Here is a 20,884-nt window from a genome sequence, read left to right on the forward strand (position 1 = left end):
CCGGGGCTATTTTCCCGCAATACGGCGTTGCCGCTCGCTTGTGTAGCGCGGCTACACGGCGCTCCCGGCGCCTTGTCCTGCGCGAAAATAGCCTCCGGCGCGCCCCGCGTGGATAGCGTTAACAGGCCCTAGCCCACTCGTGCAACTACTGGTGCCCGACCAGGACCACTGGCACGCTCTGATCGTCACCCACTTCGAGCTTTGCCGGAACAAACCATGAAAGACGTATTGATCGATGCCAGGACATTGGCCGGCTGGCTGGCCGAGGGCCGTAATATCGTGGTGCTCGATGCGCGGGGGCGCCTGCAGGATGCCGAGGCCGGGCGCGCCCTCTGGCGGGAAGGCCACGTGCCGGGCGCCCTTCATGCGGATATGGACCGCGAGCTGTCCGCGCCGCCCTCCGCGGCAGGCGGCCGCCATCCACTGCCGAGCCACGCGCGGTTTGCCGAGCAACTGCGGGCCTGGGGCATTACGCCGCGGTGCGATGTCGTGGTGTACGACGACATGGGCGGTGCGCTCGCGGCAGCACGCGCCTGGTGGATGCTGGTCTGGGCCGGGCACCCGGCGGTGCATGTGCTCGATGGTGGCTGGCCGGCATGGCGCGAGGGCGGTTACCCCGTCGAAAGCGTATCGCCCGAACCGAATCCCAGCGACTGGCAACCGACGTTCGACGACGACCTGATCGCCACCACCGAGGACGTGGCGCGCGGCGACGCCGTGCTGCTGGACGCCCGGCCCGGCGAGCGCTTTCGCGGCGAGCACGAGCCGATCGACCCCGCTGCCGGCCATATCCCCGGCGCCCGGAATATACCGGCCGGATCGCTGGTGGACGCCCGCGCCCGCTTCCTCTCGCCGGACGAGCTGGCGCAGGCATTGCCGCAAGACGAGGCCGCCATCAGCTACTGCGGCTCGGGTGTCAGCGCCTGCCAGATCATCCTGGCCTGCGCGGTGCTGGGCCGGCCATTGCCGCGTCTATACCCGGGCTCATGGAGCGCCTGGAACAGCGACCCGTCGCGGCCGGTGGCCACCGGCGCATAAGCCGCGGCGTTCGGCGCCGGGCGCCATGGCGTCGGGTCTTGCCCCATGCGCGATGTAGCGCTTCGAGTCCTGACCGCAACGTGCATCGCCGACGGGCCCGGCGCCGATGCCGACCGCGTCCTGGCATCGCCGCGGCGCCGGCGTTCAGGGCCGGCCGGGAATGCGCTGGCGGCGCGATCGCCGAGCACGCCTGGCGTCGGCGGCTGTTGGCGGATCAGCTCGATTGCTCGAGCAAAAACCCTTTGCGCGAAGCGTTCACGGCCATCTGCGCCAACTGATGCAGCTTCGGATAGTTCTTCGGGGTGACGATAAACCGGGTCAGTTGCAGCCGACGCGTGACATCCAACGTGCCGTTGGCGTAGTGATAGCTCACATGGTAGCGGCCGAACGGCGCCTTGAAGGTTTCGTTCTTGGGAAGACCGACCGGATGCATGCCCGCGGGCAGGTGCAAGTGCACCACGTCTACTATCGTCCCGGGCTTGAGAACGCTCGGATAATGGCGCGTTTTCTGTCCGATGAAAGACGACATTTCGCGGGCTATCCGGCCGGGGGTCGGCAAGACCAGCGCCATGCGTTGTCCCGGCATGACGGCATCGTTATTGCGCCAATGCATGTGCAGGCTCACCGGTCGATTCAAGTCGTATCGATGCGAGATATCCGTGATCTTGATGGTTCCGGTGTGCCCGCTGCCGTAGTAACCGGTCTGCACGGCACTCTGCAGACGGGCGCCGCTCTTGTCGCCGAGCCAATGCTTGCGTAAGGCGATGCCGCCCCAGCCCGAAGCGGTGACCCGGCTGTCGCTGCGGATCACGCCCGCCGTGTTCAACGTCATGTTCTGCACTTCGCGGTATTCGACGTCACCGCGCGCGGGTGCCGGGGTGTGGGTCAAGGTGTCGGCGGGGCCGGCCAGCAGCACCGGCCGCCCGGCGTCCTTCAGCGGCAGAGCGTTGATCCCCGCATAGCGCTCGCTGGTATCGAGATACAGATGATATTTCGGGACGTAAACCAACACATGGTTGAAGGCAAACGCATCGGCGCCGGGATACGCGACGAAGCGATGCGCGGTCGAAATCAGGGCCGGCTCGGCCTTGATGCCCTCGGCCTGAAGCAGGCTGCATAACAGATTGGCGCTGGCATTACTGTCGCCCATACCGCGCGCCAGCGTACTGGCCGCCGACGGTGCTTGATAGCCGGCTTCATGGTAATCGACGTTCACGACCTGGACGTGTTTTTGCAGCCAGCGGTAGATATGTGACACGGCCTGTTGGCCGTGCGCGCCGTTCGCCGCCCGGGCCGCGGTCTGGCGAATGGCCGGCGTCAAATGCCGCGATTTCGCGGTCAAACGGTCGTAGGCCTGGGCCACGTCCTTCCAATCGGTCGCCGTGCCGATCACGACCATGGGCGCATACTGGGTCAGCGCGGCGGTGTCCTCCGGCGGAAAATCGACATGCGACCAGCTCGACTCGGCACTCAACGTGGTCGTCCCGTTGTCTTGGTGCCGGTGCTTGGACCAGGTCCCCCGGGCGTGGATATGAAGCGCCATCGACTTCGGTGCGGTCACGCTCACGCTGGCCGACTTGACCGGCACGTTGGGGGCGAGTTTGGCCGCCACCGCATAAACGCCCGGAAGATAGGCGTGCTTGAAATGCTCTACATATTTCAAATGAATGGTCGCCCCGGGCGCGACACTCGGGAACACCACGTTCTTGATCGTGCCGTCGCTGAGAAAAGGGGCATGCAGGGCGCTGGGCGTGGACTGGGTGAAAATCGCCGAGGAAGCAACGTTGATGTGCTTGCCGCCGGCGGTCTGGGTATAGGCCTTGAGAATTTTCACCGCAGCGAAATTGGCCGGGTAGCTGATCTGCATCTGCGAGACATGCTCGACGCCCGACAGGGTCAAGGGCTGTATGACACGCGAGACGGTCTTCGTGTAGCTGCCGTCCTTGGCAATCTTCAACGCCACGTGCTGCTTGATGATCCTGTAGTTGACCTGTGGCGACGTCGCGTTGCCGGACGGAGGCTGGGGCTGCGCCTGAACCCGGGCCTGGGCCGCCAGCGGCGCCAGTCCCGCCAGGGCAATCGCGGCGACCAATGCAATCTTGCGCGTATTCATGACGAACTCTTGCTGTGACTGAAGACCAGGGGCGTGTTCAGATCACGCAGGTCGCTACGTAACAGGGAACGCAACTTGGCATACTGCGCCGGCTTGTACAGGACGTGGGCGAGACGCAGCTTGTAGTTGGCCTGCACCTTGTTGCCCTTGGCGTGCACGCTAAAGCTGAAATTACCCGCCGCATTGTGGATGTGCGCGGCCGGCGGCAGATACGTGGCGGTGTAGCCCGCGGGCAGGGTCAGCGTCGTATGCCAGTCGATCTCGCCGAGGTAGGTGCTCACGCTGTGCGTTCGTTTATTCGGCCCGGCCACGGCAGCCAGCGCGCTGACCGGATCGTTGGTCCCCCCCGTGTCCGGCACCAGATAAGGCCCGGCCTGCAGCGACACCGTCAGGGTCTTGCCCGGAATCGCATAGGCCGGCGTCGTCCAGTGGGCGCTGACGTGGAACGGCTTGTCGAGAACACGCGGATTGCTGTGCTGGAAACTTCCTTTCCCGCCGCCGCCGTTTTTCAACAGGGCATTCATCAACCGGCCGTAGGCCCCGGGTGGTATTTCCGAGAACATCATGCGGTTGTACCAGGCCCACCAGCCGGATGTGGTCATATGTGCCTTACCGCTGAGCGTGCCATCGGGTGCGAGCTGCAACTGGGCGTTGTAGACCAGCTTGTTGTGGTCGGGCTGCCCGCCGGGGGTATGCATCACCCGCGGATGCGGCCCGGCGACCACCACCGTCTTGTCGCGCTCGCCGATGGCCAGCTGGCCGGGCGTCTCGGTTTCCCCGGTCGCATCCAGAAACACGTGATACTTGGGCAGGTAATCGATGGCATGGTTGAAATCCGGGCCGGGCAGCGGGGTCAGGTTGAAGGTATTGTTCCAGTTGATCATCACCGGATAGGCAGTAATGCCGCGCGCGGCCAGCAGGGCTTCGAGCAGCGTGGAGTGCGCCTTGCAGTCGCCATAACCGGTCTTCAGCGTCTTGTTGGCCGAAACCGGGACATATCCGCCCACGCCCAGTTCCAGGCCAACGTAGCGGATATGGGCCGAATCCCAAGCGTAGAGCGCTTTCACCGCTGCCCAGCCGTGCAACTTGCCCGCGACCTTGTCGGCGACCTTCTTGACCCGCGGCGTCACCTTGGCTTTCGACTTGGCCCGTGCCCAATAGGCTTGGCCCACCGAGGCCCAGCTTGGAAAGCTGGTCACCTCGAACAACGGACTGTAGTCGTGCGCGCTGACGGTAGCCGGCGCCGGAAAGTGCGCATGATGCGTCGCCAGCGTCGCCTTGAAGGTCTCCGTGCCGCCCTGGGTGTGATGCGACATGCGCCAACCGCCGCGCTGGGCCGCTTTCAGATGCATGGATGCCGGCGCATGCACGACAATCTTCTGGTTGCGGGCCGACCGCCGCTCGTCGACGCCCCACTCGCCGAAGTACTGCTTGGGGAAATACGGCTTGGTCTGCGTCTGCAGTGTCTCGATGTGCAGCTTGTCACCCTTGCCGAAATTCGGCAGCACCACGTTCAGCACCTTGGCGTGGCTGAACATCGGCGCGCCCTGGGCCGCCTGCACCGGTCGCACGAAGATATCCGACTTCGGAACCGAGACGTGCTTGCCCTGCGCGGTCTCGATCCAGGCCGAAACGACCTTCAGCTTCGACAGCGCGCTGGAGAACTTCTGCTGATACGGGTTGATCGAATGTGCGCCGCTGCGTGTCAGGGCCTCGATCACCTGGCTATCCCGCTCGGTGAACTGCCCATTGGCCTTCACGTGCACATCGGCCGTAAAACTGAGCTGCCGGATGGCCGCCCCGCTCTGGGATTCGGCCGCACGCGCCACACCGCCTCCAAGCGTCAGCACAAGAACGAAAATGCAGGCCGCCAGCGCCTGCAGCGGTTTTCCATCATCGGCGATCATCGGCATTCAGATCAGATCCCTGTTTTGAACTCGGCAGCGGGCAACGCAGGCCACCGCAAATCGCGTTCGGCCCGCATCGTCCCGGCTGTCGCCATGACCGTTCTACCAGACCGACGTTCATTCCAGGTTACGACCGGTTACGGCCGGCCGCAGCCCCCCCAGGGCCAGCGAGGCGTTTTACACGGCGTTCGAACCGGCCATCTGACCTGCATGATGTGTGACCTATCGCCTGAACACGACGCTGGGATAGCGTGCCGTCTTCAGAGGTCGCGCCGCCGACGGACACAATGCTGGTGTCCGGCCTCGCTGAGGGGCCCGACTTCACCGGGACTCGGGCGGGGTCATTCTTGCGGCGTGACCGCCTCACCGGCGTTGGCCAGGGCTGATTCGATAGTCTTGTTGAGTTCCTGATAACTCGGAGCACCGACAAACTCGGTGCGGTTGACCATCACCGTCGGCGTGGCTTGAATCTTCATGGTCTGGCCGGCCTGACGCTCGGCCTTGAGCGCGGGCAGCGTCTTGTTCGCCTTCATGCAGGCCTTGAGCTTCTGCGTATTCAGGCCGATTTTGGCGCCGATATCAACAAACTGCGAGGTCGGGTCGGCCGCCTGCGCCCACTGCGACTGGGTTTGGTAGAGACGGTTGTGATACCGCCAGAACTCGTGCTGTCGCGCGGCGCAGCGCGCGGCGCCTGCCGCCGCCTGAGTGTGAGAATGTATGGACAGCGGGAAATCAAAGAAGATGAAACGGACATTGCCGGTCTTGATGTATCGCTTACGGATACGTTCTGCGGTCGGCTCGAAGTGGCCGCAGGCCGGGCATTGATAGCCGCCGAATTCACGTACGGTCACCGCCGCTTTCGGGTTACCTACCGATTCGCCGTAAGCGTCGTACTTGTTGCGCAGCCGCTTCATTGTCTGCGGACTGATTTCGCTGATATCGGCGCGCGCTGGATACGCGGCACGCGAATTACCGCGGTAGCTCAGAAGCAGCATGATGGCGATAATCAGAACGAAAAGGGCTACGACGAGAAAAAAGGAGACGCCGTAAAGGCTGCTCTGCTTCTTTTCTTCTTGCTGACTCATCCGCTTTTTCCTCACGCGGTCCGGGCCGACACAATCCATTCAGGGTAGCTCGAACCCCAAGGCGATTCGTAACCAACGCCTGTTGCCGTTTCCTGCGAGCGCCGCGTTGGAGACCGCAAATCGTGTCCGGCAAGACTCGCAACGCCGCCGGCGCGAGGCGTGCCATCCCTACAAGCCCTCGGACGATCAAGCCCGTGTCATGGGGTGACTTTGGCCGGCCGGGCGGCTATCGTCGGCGCGTGAATCGGGCTGTCGATCACGGTGCTGTCCACGCGCCATAGGACTCGGCGTTGCGTACCCACGGCACAGGCCGTGCCGAGCCGCGGGCATTGATTGCGCCCAGGTCGGATCGCGGATCGCGGCGATGTTGGCCTGCAAGGCCGCTTTGAGCACGCACAGCACAACATCTGCCCCTGGCTATGGCGCAATGCGTCAAATGAAGACCTCAACCGTTTACGCTATCGAGCAGGCGGATGCCTCCGCTGGAAGAAATATCACACCGCGCACGATACCGCGCCGAACGCCTTGGCTTAGCGGCATTCGGGCCGGTTTGTCCTATTCGGGTCAGGGATTGCGAGTACCGGTGTCTGTCTGGTTCTCTGTGTCGGCCGCAGGGCTTTCAGCCTCTCCGTCGAACGATCTTAGTGGCTCGCCATCCGCGTCCTGAAGCTGGTAATCGTACGCGGCCTGCAGACCCGTCTCGTCCTCGGCCGGTTCTTCGGGCTCATGGTCGATGTAGCGCGGGTAAAGTGGCGACAACATCGCCACCAGAACACCAATCGCCGAGAACACGGCAAACGTATGAGCGTAGCCAAGCTTATTAACCAGCGCACCGACGATAGGCGAGCCCGTCGCTTGTCCCAGCGAGACCGCCATGAATGGCAGGACTGGCCCCATGGACAGCCGGCCGGGCAACAGACGGATGCCCGTCATTAGATAAAGGCCCGTGAGACTCATATAAGCCAGACCGAAGACCAGCGCGGAAAACGCCGTGATGTCCAGCTGGCCGGGGCTGGCGGCAAGCAACGCCAGGCTCGCTGCCAGCATCATCAGCATCAGCGCCTGTGTAATCGGCGGGTTGTTTCGATCGGCGAGATCGGCCACCACGGCACCGCCGAGGCCGGCGATACCCACCGCGAGCCATAGCCAGCCGGTGGCATCCGACGCCAGTCCGCCAAGCGTGACCACCAGATCGGGCGCAAAGATCCAGTATGCGGAAGACACCACCCCCATCGCGAATGCAAACAGTGATAGCCGCGCGAGACGTCGCCATTGCAAGCCGCTGATCGGCGGCGGCGGCGCGGCGTTCGAAGGCATGACCCGCGACACCGAGGGGATGAACAACCACGCCGCAATCACCCCGATGCCCGCCAGAACGGCAAAGGAGATATACGCCGTACGCCACGCGCTGGCCAGGAACAGAACGGTCGGCACAGCAAGGATCACGCCAATGCTGGTGCCTGCATTCATGACCGAGCTCACACGCCCGTGCACCGAGCGGTCCACCAGTACCTGCATGGCGGCTGTGAGCGCCGGCATCATCAGACCCGTACAGATGCCGCAAGAAAACACACCGACGCCGAGCGGCAGGGCCGCGCTGGCCTGACTAATCAGCCCCAGACCACCCAGACCGAAAAGACCGGACAGTACTGCGGTGTTGCGGGCACCCAAGCGATCGGCGGCGACCGGCGCGACCAGCGTGGCCAGTACGAAACTGACGAGAGGCAGCGCACCGATGATGCCGATCACCGAAGGGGTCAGTCCCAGATCGGCGCGGATTGGCGGCACGAACAGCCCGAAGGCAAAGCGCGCCAGCCCATAGCTGATGGCGATCAGCGAGGCCCCCAGCAGCGCAAAACCTGTGCCCGAACGAGAGTTCATATCGCCTCCGTCGCATACGCCGTGAATAATCGAGGACCATTGCGGCGTCAGACTGAATCTCCAACCCGCGACGCCCTCGATTCATGCGTTGGCCTCGCGACATCCGACCTCTGCTGACCGTAATGCCATTAAATGGTGGGCTCAACAAGCGCTGCCGAGCAACCGAAACAGGCCCTGCGTTATCGCCTACCGGCCTCCAATCGGGCTGCAACCGCCTGAATTGTCAACGGCTTAACATCCGGATACTTGCTCGAAGCTCAACGCCAATACATGCCTGTTCGTCGAGTGCAATCAGCGTTTTTCCTCCAGGCCGCGAGATTCGACGCTGTCGCCGAACAAGATTCGATATCCAGCTTGTGTCGGTATCGACGAAGTACTGGATGGAAATCGCGGTCTTTCCCTGTGAGTGCGTGAGCCATCAAACGCAGGACACAAGATTTGCCCGATACGCTCATCGCCTTATTATTAATCCGGCATCAAAACAGCTGACTTCATCAGCTGTTTTCAACGCCTTCAAAAATAAAAGCCGGCGCCTGTCCGTCTTTTATTTTCAAAGGCTTCGCGACCGATGGCCGCGGCGAGCATGCGGTCACATACTCGCGCTATTAACTCGAAAAATCATCTATTTTTGTGCCGGGTTAATAATCAGCGTTGATACGGCATCGCTGAATCCGTCCAGACACCGCGCTGACCACTCGCTCAGCCGCCGCGGCTTCACGACCTCTCGTGGACAAGCCATTCATCACGCCTTTCGCCATCCACGGCCAATGCATGCCGGCCAAAGAATAGCGTCCGGCTTTTCGCCTGGCCGACTCAGGCCCCATTTGACAGAACGAATGGTAAAGGCCCTTTCCGCTCATGCGTCGCAACGAACTTGCAATTCCGGTACAGCCAGAGCCTGAAGCTGCAGCCCACTGACCCGCCACCTGGCGGCAACGCCACGCCTATTCACCGCGGATAACCATGCCAAAGGTCAGCGTCCGCCCGAATCCCGCCACGATCGACAAATAAAGTGGTTATGCCGCGCCAATTCAGGGCGAGTCAAACGACCACGCGTTCGGCACGGCCAGCGTATTCTCAATTACCAGATAAGTTTGCCGACGGAGCTGCGGGGCAAAATATCCGCAAATTGCGCACGACTAAAGCATAAGCTGCCGGTGACCGCGATTACACCCGCGCTTTGCTATCGTCGTTGTAAGCAATGGGTAATCTGCGGACATCCGGTTTTGTTCCCCGGCTCGTGCGCCTTCGAGCTGGCCGGCAGCACGTAACGTCGGCTAGCGCACTCGCCTGAGTCGATCACCGCGCTCGATAGCCCGGCCACTGCCGGGTTCGGCGGTTCCTTCACGTTCGAGGTTCGCTTCGGCGGCGAACGGGGTGCCGCCCATGCATACACGGCAATGGGAACGGCTTTGAATCCGATACTCACATAAATAACACGGGTGCGAGAGGAGCAGACATGTCAGACGATTTCGATTTTGTTGTCGTGGGCGGTGGATCCGCCGGCGCGATCATAGCCGCACGTTTATCCGAGGACCCCACCTGTCGGGTCGCGCTACTGGAAGCCGGTGAGCGGCCGCCAGCCGAGGAATTGGTGCCGGCCGCCTGCGCGGCGCTGCAACTGAACCCGGAAACCGACTGGATGTACACGGCGGACGCGGGCCAGTGCGGTCTCGGCCTGAAGGACGGCCGCATGATGATGCCGCGAGGCAAGATGCTCGGGGGCTCATCCGGCATCAATTACATGGCCTATGTTCGCGGCCATCCCGGGGATTTCGACGCGTGGGCACAAGGCGGCGCCACTGGCTGGAGTTACGACGAGGTATTGCCCTATTTCAAGAAGACCGAAGGGCTCGCGCCGAGCGACGAAATACCGATCGACCAGGCGGCGCACAACACTGAAGGGCCCCTCGGGGTATCCGTGCGCTCGCCCGTGATCCCGGGCGCGCGTGAATTCGTGGACGCCTGCGACGCCGCGGGTATCCCCTGGGGCGACTACAATGGACGGGATCGCGGCGGCCCGGCGGGTGTCGCCTCACTGTTCCAGACCACAACGCACAGCGGCAAGCGCTCGAGCACGTTCCATGCCTTTCTCGAGGGCGAGCCCGAACATCGGGAAAACCTCACGATCATCACGGGTGCACACGTCACACGGGTGCATCTGGATTGCCCCGCGGGGCAATCCATCGCAACAGGTGTCGAGTACCGCACAGCCAGCGGCGAGACCCGTACCGTGTCGGCTGCCCGGGAAGTGGTATTGAGCGGCGGTGCCATCGGATCGCCGCATCTGCTGCTTTTGTCCGGCATCGGGCCGCGAGCAGAGCTGGAAGCCGTCGGCGTCGAATGCCATGTCGATTCACCGCATGTGGGCAAGCATCTCAAGGACCACGTCCACGTCGGCCTGTTCTTCCCCGCGCCCGGCGTCGGGGTGCCCATGAGCGAGGTCGGGATGTCCCTGGGCCCCGATGCACTGCGCGCGCCTGCAGGGCCGCTGCCGGCGGATCCCGCGGACGACGCGCACATGCCGGAGGCACTCAAGGCGCTGAAACAGGAGGCGGAGCGGCGTTTTAACCAATGGGCCAGCCAGGGGGAGAGCCTGATTTCCTCGTCGCTCTACGATGCGGGCGCGTGGTTTTCGACCCAACTGGGCGATCAAAACACCCACGATGCACAGATCGGCTTTCTGGCCTGCGGCTACAACCACGATCTGTGGCGGGGCTGCTTTCGGGTGGATCCGGACGAGTACTTCGACGACGCGTCCAAACGACTGGCGGCCGATGCCGAAAGCATCATCGTGCTCGCGAATCCGGTTCAGCCGCACAGCGAGGGCGAGATCGTGCTCCAGAGCACCCGCGCTGCCGATCATCCCGCCCTCCGCATGAACTACTTCGACGATCCGCACGACATGAAGGTCATGGTCGCCGTCATGCGCAAGGTCCTGGATGTGGTCGCCCACTGGCCCGGGGATCGGCGCATCGGCCCCGTGCTGATTCCGCCCTTCCTGGCCGACAAGCATGGGCACGCCGAAGGCGATGTGCCAGGCGATGAACTGCTCGAAGACCTTGCACGCCACTACGCATTCACGGTCTATCATCCCACCACAACCTGCCGGATCGGCAGCGTCGTCGATCCACAGTTACGCGTGATGGGCGTCCAGAACCTGCGCGTGGCCGACGCCAGCGTCATGCCGAACGTGGTCAGCGGCAATACAAACGCGGCCACGATGATGATTGGCGAAAAGGCTGCGGAAATGATCGCCACCGCGCACGGCGTGAAGATCGCCGAGTTCGTCGGCGACCCCGCCCAGGCCCCTCGTGACGAAGGTGTAGCTCAAGCGGACGCTTGAACGACAGCGGACCTTGCGGCCCGGCAGCGACCCTGCCTGGCCGCAAGGTTCGGGCGTGCAAGTCCTTCGGCCACACGACTTGGCTTCGGCGGCTCATGCAGCCGATGCCACGGCGCGCTTTTCACGCAGAGCCTCCGATGCGCTCATTCAGGCGCCAGTCTTGTAACCGCCACGACCTGCCCCGCACGCACGGTATGCACAACCTGCCCTACCGGTTCGTAACAGGACGATCAGCCCGCCCGGTGCATCGATATTCTTGCCGCGCTGATGCCGATTGCCGACAAGCCGATGCCAACACCTATCCATAAGGCCAAATGTACCGGCGCGACCGTCATGGCAACCGCGCCCGGTGCCAGTTGCTCGGCCGCACGTGCCAGCACAATCGCGACAAACGCCGCGCCGAGGGACTGACCAAAGGTCCGCGCGCTGGCCAGAATACCCGAGGCGCTGCCGCTACGTTCGCGGGGGACGCTGCCGAGCAGCTCGTGATTGTTCGGCGCCTGGAAGAAGCCGTAGCCCAGGCCGCAGAGCGCGGTGCGCCAGACAATATCCGCGACGCTCGCCGCCGGGCCCAGCAATGCCAGCGACACCATGCCCAGCATGAACACCACCAGACCGACGGTCGAGATCGGCGTCGGATTGAAACGATCCGACAAGCGCCCGGCTATCGGCCCGGCAGCAATCACGATGATCGGCCAGGGCGAGAACAACAGGGCCGACATCAAAGGGCTGTAACCCTGGATACTCTGGAACAAAAACGGCAGCGCAATGAAGGTGATGCCCTGGGCGGTGAACGCGGTAAAAGACGTCAGGGCCGCCATGGAGAAACGGCGGGACCGGAAGATATCCAGGGGCAATAACGGATGCGCGACCCGGCGTTGCCAGACAATGAACAACACCCCCGCAACCACACTCAGTGTGAACAGGGGCGCCGCCCAGGCGCTGGCGCCCTGGCCGGACAGCCCATCCACCGCGAGCACCAGCGCGCCGAGGGATATCGACGAGAGCACGGCGCCGACGATATCGAAACGGCCGCCCCGGCCGCCTTCTCTCGGCAAGGCGTGGCGCGCGATCAGATAACTGATCAGCCCTAACGGCACGTTAATCGCGAACAGCCAGGGCCAGCCCAGCACGGCCAGAATACCGCCGCCGATCGAGGGTCCGGCAGCCATTCCCGAGGCAACAACCAGCGCGCTCAAGCCGATCGCGGAGCCCAGCAACCGCTTGGGAAAAATGGTGCGATACAGCGCCGGGCCGACGCTCAAGGTCGCGGCCGCGCCGAACCCCTGCAGACCGCGCAGGGCGATCAGCGGCACCATGGCATCGCACAATGCACAGCCGAGCGACGCCAGGGTGAACACCACCAGGCCGAACAGATACACGCCTCGATAGCCGATGACATCACCCAGCGCGGCAAAGCTGATCAAGCCCATGGCGCTGATCAGGCGAAAAGCGTTGGCGACCCAGATCGTGGTCGAAGCCGACGCATGCAGCTCGTCGGCAATGGTCGGCAGAGCGATATTGACGATGGAACCATCGAGAACGGCCATCAGCGTGCCGATGATCAGCACCAGAACAGCCAGCCGGCGCTCGGCACCCGGCAGCCCGTCGTCGCCGGGTTGGTCGGAAAAAAGGCGGCTCACGGAAAGATAGCTTCCGGCATAGGCTTCAATCCAGGCAAAGGGTCAGGCGCTTTGTGGCGGCCTATGATACAAGCTAATTCGCTCACGACTGGGTCTATACCCGCGATCAGATCACGGGCCGCCACGAATCCGGGAGATATTGGGTGCCAGGTTACGCCGGCACGGACACCGGGCAAGCGGCTATCCGATCAGCCGTCGGCCACCCCGGCGAACCGCTTGCCTTTGCAAGCAGGATAACGCGAGCAGCCCCGGAAGCGGCGCCCGGACTGGCGCCCGCGCCGGAGCACCATGGCGGCGCCACACAAGGGGCAAAGATCGCGCCGGTCGGAAGCAATCTCGTGTTGCGGCGGCATCGCGGACGGATCGACAAACGAATACAGACTGCCCGCGTCGATACAGTGGATTGCGTTGTCGTTACAGAATCGCCGCGCGTCCGGCGTCAACCGGCCCGAGGTCGCCAATATCGCCTTGCGAGCCCCCTTGGCGTGCATCACACCAAACAACTCACGCGCCACATTCACGCCTACCGACACCGCCGCCCAGTGCTTGCATTGCACCAGCAGCATATTGTCGCGTTCTCGCAAGACGATATCGATGCCTTCGTCTGCCCCCTCGGCCGTCAGCTCTGCCGAGAAGCCTTTCCGGCGAAAACTGGCCGCAATCAACTGCTCGAACTGCAGCCAGCTCAGATTGGCGATGTTCTCCGGCGTCACCGGCGCCGGTTCATTCGATTGGCTGGACGCCGCATGGGTGGGCGTACGAGACGACTCATCAACGAACACCCACGGCGCCTCTCGTCTGTAGGCCGACGATGGCGCGTTGCCACGACGCCGCGTGCTGCGCTTGGCGGGTGGCTTCTTGGCCGTAGCCGATGACGATGAAAACCGCTGCCGGACAAACGACATCAGCGCCCCGAACCAGCAGACGCCAAGAAACAACCACGCCAGTCCCACAAGCGCGCCACCGCGAAGCAACTCTGCCGTGGGTGCCAGATAAGGATTGCCCGTACCGGACAGCGCCAGGGCGATGCCATAGCGGATGGCCAAGAACCCAACAAGGCCCAGAACAAAACCGATCGGCCAAGGCGCGCCGGCTATTAATTCCAGGCCGCCTGCCTGCATTCGTCCTCTTCTCCGCGCCATGCCGCCCGTCGCCTATCCTTTTACCGAAATATAGGTCCAAGCCAGAGATATGACAACAAACCCCGACGCGGCCGTATTGACTGACTCATCAGCGAGATAGGATTGATGACGATTAATAAACCAAGTGCGCGGCTAGGCATATCAGAACAGTGCCGACCGCCCTTTCGATCCACGGTTTGAATCGCCATATGGCGGCTTGCAGCCGTGGGGTGGACAGCCAGAACGCAACGCTACCGAACCAAGCCAGGTGGGCGAGAGAAATGATCAATCCGCACAATAATTGAATGCTTATCGGCGTTGCGGGTTTAATCAATTGCGTGAATATGCTGAGGAAAAACAGCGTAGTTTTCGGATTGAGCGCATTACATAAAAAACCCGCACCAAACGCAGACCGGTCCGTTATATCACGCTGACGAGCCGGCGTTTCTTCCGAATGTGCGGTCGATCTGAAAAGACTTTGAATGCCGAGATAAACGAGATAGGCGGCACCGGTCCAGCGGATCACCACGTAGAGCCGGGGGAAGCTGGCCACAAGCAAGGCAACGCCGGTGATGCAATATGCGACGTGAAGCCAGACCGCCGTTGCGATCCCAAAACTCGCCCAGACACCGGCGCGGCGCGAATACACCATCGCGTTTCGACTGACGAGCGCAAAATCCTGCCCGGGGCTGATGGCCATGCCCACCGCGATTAACATGACGGTGCCGAGCATGGGCCAATAATTGGCATCGATCATCAATATGTACGCGACGCCCGCAAGGCGAACGCCACGCTCCTGTCAGAACTCGGTGCGGAACGTCGCCACCCGAACACCGCGGGCCGCTCACCCCCAAGATCGTCGGGGCTTGGCGCATCGGCCCCCAGGCGGGTGGGCAGTTGAGTCGTTTTGGAGCCGTCGACGAAACGATGGTTGTATCGCGCGACGCTGCGGCATGGATCTTCGATATCGATCTCGGGGAAAATGCGGCCCTCGAGACAACGTCTTGCTGCGGCTTCCTGCAAAGTCGACATGCTTGCCCTCCTGGCCCGTGCGTTTCCGGGCATTGCATCGGCTCATGCCGACACAATCGGACAAAAGACACTTGGCTGAGAAACGACTTTTTTTCACACTGATGTGAGACTTTTTCTCACGGCACCAGCCAGGGCCAGGAAACGCCGCATGATCAGATCTCTTGACGCCCTGCGTGTATTCGTCACCGTGGCCCGAGCCCATAGCATGACGGCCGCAGCGGATCGCTTATTCGTGACGCCCGGGGCCGTGAGCAAGCGCATACGCGACCTGGAGCGTGAACTCGGCACCCCACTCTTTGATCGCGAGCACCACGCCGTGCGCCTGACGCCCAAAGGCGTCGAGCTATATCGCGTCAGTCAGAATCTTCTGGATACGCTCTCGAGCGCGTTGACGACATTCGAGCAGCCCGTCACCGCGGATAAACCGCTGGTGGTGTCCTGCGAACCGACAATAGCGATGCAGTGGCTGATCCCCCGTCTGCCAGACTTCTACGCCCAGCATCCGCGCATCGCGCTGCACCTGTTCGCGTCGGGCGGGCCAGTGGACTTTCAGGCGAGCGCGATCGATCTCGCGCTACGGCGAGACGACTTCGAATGGGGGCCGGAAGTCTTCGCCAGCCGTGTCGCCGATGAAATCACCGGCATTGTGGCGTCACCGGCGATGGTTCATTCAACGAGCGCCGCGCGTGCCATGCTTCATACGACATCACGGCCCTCGGCGTGGCGCCCGTGGCGTGCTCGCTTGCAACAGACGTGGACGGTGGATCGAGAGCTCGAATTCGAGCATTTCTACCTCAGCCTCCAAGCCGCACGGGCCGGGCTGGGCGTCGCTGTCGGTTCGGTCTATATGGTAGCCGACCAGATTAGCGCCGGGGAACTGGAAGCCCCCATGGGTTTTATCGCCGACGGCTCGTCGTACTGGCTCCTATCCGCCGCCCCGATCGATTCCGACGAACGAAAGGTTGCGTTCCATCATTGGCTGGCGGCGGCGTTGCGCGAAACAGCGAACAACCCAATGCCAGGCGCCTGACGCTCCAGGTTCAGCGCGCGAATGAGGGGCAGCCTTGTTGAGTGCGCACAGAACAAGAGCCTGACGCCATGCGTGCTTCCAGGCATTAGAAGGCACGCGTGTCGCGGCACCGACCTCTAAGGGATCGAGAGCCTGCCATTTCGATGCTGGAGAACGGGATGCCGCCGGCCGACCGTCCGGACTGTAGGAAAAATCCCGACGTAGATACGCCATCGCAAACGATTTCACGCCCGCTGGCGCAAATATCCATACCTGCCCGCCGCCATTTGGCGATAAGCTTGGAAAACGTGACCCCAACCAGCTGGCACGCGCCGCGAGACACCGCGAACTCTTGGCATATTCGCAGTATCTCAAGAGCAATCTGGGAACGATTGGAATAACTATTGTATAGGGTAACCGACATACGCGATATCTCCCAGGCATCGCGAAAGACTTCGTAAACGGGAACATCGAACAGGCCGGGGAAGACATTGCGGCTGACGTTGGGTTGGTCAGCTGGGGTCAATCGGGCGGTCCCGATAAGCACATCGCGCGAATAGACCGCCAGGTAATGCACATTGGCCGAATCGTCGAAGCTATCGAGCTCCCGCCGGTTCGCGTGATCGGCTGGCAATCGCCATCCGAGCTGTTCAACGAATATTCGGTAACGATAGCCCGCGATCTGGTCTAGAACATGAGCAGATATGTGCTTTCGGCTCATGATCACGATATTGTGCGACATGGCACGCTCCCCTTAATTTGGAGAGCCTTTGTCGCGCATGCCGGACACATTTCACCACTGTCAGGAATGACAGGTATTGCAAATCAAACGCTTGGCGCCGCACTCGCAATGACGCGCCCAAATGTGGTATAGAAAACTTGTTACGCAAGCCGCGCCGTGAACGGGGCTCGGACTAAAAGCTACGCAAAAACAGCACTATGTGAGGAGCTAGCCGTCCGGCGACAGGTCCGGCAGCCCGCTCGTAGCCCAAGGCGCGCCGCCCGACGGTGCGATTAGTGGAGTGAGTGCGATGATCGATACGGCCGAACTGCTCGAACAGTTCTCGCAGGCGCACGATCTCCCGGAACTAATGGCGTTGCTGCTGCGTAACATTCAGGGTTTGGGTTTTGACTATTACTCCTACTATCTTCACTACCCCTTGCCCGCCACTCGCCCGATAATCCACGTGTTCGATACGTATCCCGCCGGCTGGATGGATTATTACCAGGGCGAGGGGTATCTCGACATCGACCCGACGATCAAGCTCTCCAGAGCATCGAGCGATCTCGTGGTCTGGAACAATGAAACCTTTGCCGCAGCGAAACCGCTCTGGTCAGATGCCCAAGCTGCGGGACTGAGGTACGGGCTCGCCCAAACAACCTTCGGGCCCACAATGAGCTTCGGTGTGCTGTCGGTCGCCCGGCGTACGAGCCCGATTTCAGCAAGCATGGTCACCGCGCTTCGCATGCCCATGCTTTGGATCGCGAGCCAGTTTTATAATGCCCTGGTCGAAAAGGCCGTTGAACTCGATCCGCCAGGGCCGAGCGCGGCGCTGACAACCCGCGAGATCGAAGTCCTCAAATGGACGCTCGATGGCAAGACAGCGAACGATATCGCCTTCATCAAGGGCATATCGACGCGCACGGTCAACTTTCACATGGGCAACATCCTCGAAAAGCTGGGCGTCATGAATAAAACCCAGGCCGCGATTCGTGCGTTTTCGCTAGGCATTTTCAACACGGTTTGAGCTTGTAAGCACTGTAGGTTGCATTCGACGGGCACGCACCGCCAAAGATCACCGAGCCTAGATCAGGCTGGGAACGAGTATCTCGTTGGTCCAATCGGTCGCCACATCCTCGTAGTCAATGTCGGTCGATGCGTCGAACTCCAGCTTGTCGTGCAGTTGCTGCATCCCTCTTGCCACCAAGGCCGCTTCGAGCTTGCGACCCGCGCCGCAGAAATCGGTGAATGCGCTGTCGCCCAGTGCGATCAGTGCATAGTGCTGAGGCAGGGTTCCGATCGAGCCTGAGGCAACGGCCAAGACGAAGGGCTTGAAGGGCTTGGGGATGTCGCCGTTGCCGGTCGTCGAGACAATGAAAAGGGGCAATTCGTCGGCTCGTAGCACGCACCGTACCGGGTCCGGATCATTGACGATTTGAACCGCGCAGCGCGCACGTATCAACTGCGACTCGATCACCCGTGCAATATCCTCGGCGAAACCGTACACGGAACCGGTCAAGATCATGGTATCCATCTCATTTACCTCCTATTCTCGAATCATCACGGGCACGACGGCCAGCACGAGTACGAGCGCCATGCAGAAGTTGAAACAGCGGAAGCGAACCTCGGTGTTGAGTAATCGTGCGATCTGCTCGCCAAACACCGCCCAGGTGTACGAACTTGCGATGCCGATGGGTACGAAAATCGCCGCGATCAGCAGCGTCTGAATGGCAGCGGCATCCTTTACGGTCAGATACGCCGAGATAGAACCCGCAGCTTGGGTCCACGCCTTAGGGTTGACCCACTGAAAGGCGGCGGCATTGAGGAATGTCAGCGGGCGTGCGGTGGCCGTACCGCGGACGTATTTGATCGTCGCGATCCGGTAGGCCAGATAAAGGATGTAGACGATGCCCAGGACCCGGAGCCCGTAGTTCACGACGCTGATTTGGACAATGAAGCTCAGGCCGAAGGCGATAATGAGGAGCATCGCCGGGAAGCCGAGCGCGACACCCCAGATATGGGGCGTGGTTCTCCGCATACCGAAATTCGCGGCCGAAGCCGCCAGCATCAGGTTATTAGGGCCGGGCGTGAAGGTCACAATGAACGCGAAAGCGGCCACGGCGAGAGACCATGATAAAAGCGTCATGGCTTCTCACCCGCCACTTGCCCCAAACCCGGCGTCCGGTCTGAGGCGGCCAGATACTTAGCATCGTCGCTCCGAAGGTACTGTATGAACGTCCTTCGCTCAGGGTTCGAGTAACGTTTGCTGAAAATCCCGCCCCAGCGACTATCCCAATCCCGGTATTCCGGATCCTGAAGCCTTATTTCGTTGGACCGATGCAACTGCCACATCGGCACTCTGGGGTTGAGGTGATGTTCCAGGTGGTAGTGGTCGTAATGCACACCGCACAGAAATCGCTCGAAGAGATTCCCGTGACGGTTCCGGGACATATAGAGAGGCCTGCTTTTAGAGCGAACCAGCGGGAAATGCTCGGCCAGCTCGATGAACCAACCGACGATCATGGCCGATGAAAACAAGGGGACGAGCCAGAACACCACAAGCCACCGGAGGTGATCCAGGCTCGCCAAGGCCGCGATCACGAATGCCCACGTCAACAGAAACAGCAACGTGTCCGTCTTACACGAAACGATCCTGTTGTTGTACTGGGCGGGCACAGCGCCGAAAAAGCGATCTTTGGCCACGTATCGAATGTAGACCGGGATGTTCAGCCCGAACAGCGATCGGTACACGTATTTCCTGAAAAAAGCTGTTCGCGTGCGCTGGTTGTAGAATCCCAGCGCAATCGTCTGCAGGTAGTCGGGGTCTTTGGCCTCGTCTCCCAAACTGCCGTGGTGGTTGACGACGTGGGAATGGCTGTATTTGACGAATAGCTGGCCGATCAAGTAGCCGGAAAAGACAGTCCCCAGAATGAAATTTAGTCGCTTCGATTTGGCCAGAGTGTTGTGTGAAGCCGCGTGCAACAGATTGGCGAGCCCGCGTTGGCGGGTGCCGATCAGCAGCCAAGCCACCGGGTAGAACCCGTAGCTTATTTGTGTGCACAAGGCGACGCAGCCCACGATCATGCCGTAGTCGCAGAACAGGTACCAGAACACATGCCAGTTATCGAGCTCGCACAGACCGCGAATTTGCTTGCGTATCGATTGAGACGTTTCGACGGAAGGTCGAGCCTGGATATCTTGTTGCATTGTCGAATCCCGCGTATGAATGGCCAGAACGTGCTACCGCCAGCCCAAACCTTTGCGAGCGACTACTGTGTGTACTTTGGACCGGGGCCAATCGGGGGAGGGATGCGGTCTTCGGCGCACTAGGTAATCGGAAACCGTGGCAGCGGTGTGTTTGGTCAGCTGAACACCCGGCTCTAGACCAACCAACTGGCATAGTTGACAGGTTAGTTGCTCCGCATGCCTTGAGCACCGCGGTGTATAGAATGGATGGCACGCCGAAATCGAAGGCAGAATAATCCCTCCGAAAAAGAGCGCGTTAAAAATGAGAGAAGGCTCCTCAGCAAAATTTGTGGGCGCACTCGGGCTCAGGTAGAGCGCCGAGGGCGTGATACAGAGCGATTTCGGCGCCGTGATAGGTCCGAAACCCGTAGGATTTTCTGGTTGTCAGTTTAGCTTTGGTGTTGAAGCCCTCGACGACACCGCTTGAAAGCCGGCCTTTGGCCCGAAACCCGTTCATCAACAAGGGGCGATGCCGGCGCAGCATCTGGGCGACTTTCTTCATGGGCTCGATCTTCGAGCGCATGGTGCGGGTACACCGCGCCTAGGGTCAGGTCTTGCGTTTTGCTTTTCCAAAAATCCAGCTTAGCTTTCGCCGTCACACGCAGTCGTCGAATAAGGCCACCCTGCTGCACTACGAGAGCGGAATCCGCCCCTCGCAGCAAAAGGCAAGACCTGACCCCGGTCTTGGTGCCGCGGGTCCTGCCGCGCAGCCAGTTCAGTGCCGGGCTGTTGGCTATGCTGC

Annotated in this window: 17 protein-coding genes and 2 pseudogenes; 5 read left to right on the forward strand and 14 right to left on the reverse strand. The window is 61.5% G+C overall.

Going from position 1 to position 20,884, the window contains the following annotated elements:
* Positions 1-216 precede the first annotated feature (216 nt).
* Positions 217-1,038: a sulfurtransferase gene (locus ACS8Y6_RS17225; protein WP_440856142.1), complete on the forward strand. Its 822-nt coding sequence runs from the start codon at positions 217-219 to the stop codon at positions 1,036-1,038.
* Positions 1,039-1,252: 214 nt separating this feature from the next.
* Here ACS8Y6_RS17225 and ACS8Y6_RS17230 read toward each other — a convergent pair whose 3' ends face one another.
* From ACS8Y6_RS17230 to ACS8Y6_RS17250, 5 genes and pseudogenes are all read right to left on the reverse strand, one after another.
* Positions 1,253-3,151 (reverse strand): DUF3857 domain-containing protein, encoded by a 1,899-nt coding sequence (locus ACS8Y6_RS17230; protein ID WP_440856143.1) that lies wholly within the window; start codon positions 3,149-3,151, stop codon positions 1,253-1,255.
* The gene (locus ACS8Y6_RS17235; RefSeq protein WP_440856144.1) at positions 3,148-5,064 is read right to left on the reverse strand and encodes a DUF3857 domain-containing protein; all 1,917 of its coding nucleotides are present in this window, start codon (positions 5,062-5,064) and stop codon (positions 3,148-3,150) included. The genes ACS8Y6_RS17230 and ACS8Y6_RS17235 overlap by 4 nt, the downstream gene beginning before the upstream one ends.
* A gap of 335 nt (positions 5,065-5,399) precedes the next feature.
* On the reverse strand, positions 5,400-6,143 hold the full coding sequence (locus ACS8Y6_RS17240; RefSeq protein WP_440856145.1) for a DsbA family protein: 744 nt from the start codon (positions 6,141-6,143) through the stop codon (positions 5,400-5,402).
* A 39-nt stretch (positions 6,144-6,182) separates the two neighbouring features.
* Positions 6,183-6,284 (reverse strand): annotated as a pseudogene (locus ACS8Y6_RS17245) (hypothetical protein); the annotation flags it as partial.
* A gap of 423 nt (positions 6,285-6,707) precedes the next feature.
* Positions 6,708-8,024 (reverse strand): MFS transporter, encoded by a 1,317-nt coding sequence (locus tag ACS8Y6_RS17250; RefSeq protein WP_440849525.1) that lies wholly within the window; start codon positions 8,022-8,024, stop codon positions 6,708-6,710.
* A gap of 1,459 nt (positions 8,025-9,483) precedes the next feature.
* Here ACS8Y6_RS17250 and ACS8Y6_RS17255 point away from each other — a divergent pair.
* On the forward strand, positions 9,484-11,370 hold the full coding sequence (locus tag ACS8Y6_RS17255) for a GMC family oxidoreductase (protein WP_440856146.1): 1,887 nt from the start codon (positions 9,484-9,486) through the stop codon (positions 11,368-11,370).
* Positions 11,371-11,600: 230 nt separating this feature from the next.
* Here ACS8Y6_RS17255 and ACS8Y6_RS17260 read toward each other — a convergent pair whose 3' ends face one another.
* The 4 genes from ACS8Y6_RS17260 to ACS8Y6_RS17275 form a co-directional block, all read right to left on the reverse strand.
* The gene (locus ACS8Y6_RS17260) at positions 11,601-13,013 is read right to left on the reverse strand and encodes an MFS transporter (protein ID WP_440849527.1); all 1,413 of its coding nucleotides are present in this window, start codon (positions 13,011-13,013) and stop codon (positions 11,601-11,603) included.
* A 188-nt stretch (positions 13,014-13,201) separates the two neighbouring features.
* The gene (locus ACS8Y6_RS17265; protein ID WP_440856147.1) at positions 13,202-14,134 is read right to left on the reverse strand and encodes a restriction endonuclease; all 933 of its coding nucleotides are present in this window, start codon (positions 14,132-14,134) and stop codon (positions 13,202-13,204) included.
* Between the two features lie 133 nt (positions 14,135-14,267).
* Entirely contained in the window at positions 14,268-14,891 is a 624-nt protein-coding gene (locus ACS8Y6_RS17270) for a LysE family translocator (RefSeq protein ID WP_440856148.1), read from the reverse strand.
* Entirely contained in the window at positions 14,891-15,166 is a 276-nt protein-coding gene (locus tag ACS8Y6_RS17275) for a hypothetical protein (RefSeq protein ID WP_440856149.1), read from the reverse strand. Before ACS8Y6_RS17275 ends, ACS8Y6_RS17270 begins: the two co-directional genes overlap by 1 nt.
* A 148-nt stretch (positions 15,167-15,314) precedes the next feature.
* Here ACS8Y6_RS17275 and ACS8Y6_RS17280 point away from each other — a divergent pair, with 148 nt between their 5' ends.
* Entirely contained in the window at positions 15,315-16,196 is an 882-nt protein-coding gene (locus ACS8Y6_RS17280) for a LysR family transcriptional regulator (protein ID WP_440856156.1), read from the forward strand.
* 85 nt (positions 16,197-16,281) lie between these two features.
* Here the strand turns inward: ACS8Y6_RS17280 and ACS8Y6_RS17285 are convergent, their stop codons facing one another.
* Positions 16,282-16,917, reverse strand: a complete 636-nt coding sequence (locus tag ACS8Y6_RS17285; protein ID WP_440856150.1) for an acyl-homoserine-lactone synthase — start codon at positions 16,915-16,917, stop codon at positions 16,282-16,284.
* 289 nt (positions 16,918-17,206) lie between these two features.
* On the opposite strand from ACS8Y6_RS17285, the gene ACS8Y6_RS17290 reads away from it, so the two are divergent.
* Positions 17,207-17,923: an autoinducer binding domain-containing protein gene (locus ACS8Y6_RS17290; protein ID WP_440856151.1), complete on the forward strand. Its 717-nt coding sequence runs from the start codon at positions 17,207-17,209 to the stop codon at positions 17,921-17,923.
* Positions 17,924-17,980: 57 nt separating this feature from the next.
* On the opposite strand, the gene ACS8Y6_RS17295 is transcribed toward ACS8Y6_RS17290, so the two are convergent.
* The 4 genes and pseudogenes from ACS8Y6_RS17295 to ACS8Y6_RS17310 form a co-directional block, all read right to left on the reverse strand.
* Positions 17,981-18,430, reverse strand: coding sequence for a flavodoxin domain-containing protein (locus ACS8Y6_RS17295; RefSeq protein WP_440856152.1), 450 nt, complete (start codon positions 18,428-18,430; stop codon positions 17,981-17,983).
* Between the two features lie 12 nt (positions 18,431-18,442).
* Positions 18,443-19,042, reverse strand: coding sequence for a LysE family translocator (locus ACS8Y6_RS17300; RefSeq protein ID WP_440856153.1), 600 nt, complete (start codon positions 19,040-19,042; stop codon positions 18,443-18,445).
* Positions 19,039-20,103: a fatty acid desaturase gene (locus ACS8Y6_RS17305; protein WP_440856154.1), complete on the reverse strand. Its 1,065-nt coding sequence runs from the start codon at positions 20,101-20,103 to the stop codon at positions 19,039-19,041. The genes ACS8Y6_RS17300 and ACS8Y6_RS17305 overlap by 4 nt, the downstream gene beginning before the upstream one ends.
* A gap of 316 nt (positions 20,104-20,419) precedes the next feature.
* A pseudogene (locus tag ACS8Y6_RS17310) lies at positions 20,420-20,671 on the reverse strand (transposase); the annotation flags it as partial.
* A gap of 25 nt (positions 20,672-20,696) precedes the next feature.
* On the opposite strand from ACS8Y6_RS17310, the gene ACS8Y6_RS17315 reads away from it, so the two are divergent.
* Positions 20,697-20,884, forward strand: a 188-nt coding sequence (locus ACS8Y6_RS17315) for a hypothetical protein (protein WP_440856155.1), incomplete at its 3' end; no start/stop codon positions are given.

The sequence above is a fragment of the Salinisphaera sp. RV14 genome (assembly GCF_052044135.1).
In the GTDB taxonomy this organism is placed as follows: domain Bacteria; phylum Pseudomonadota; class Gammaproteobacteria; order Nevskiales; family Salinisphaeraceae; genus Salinisphaera.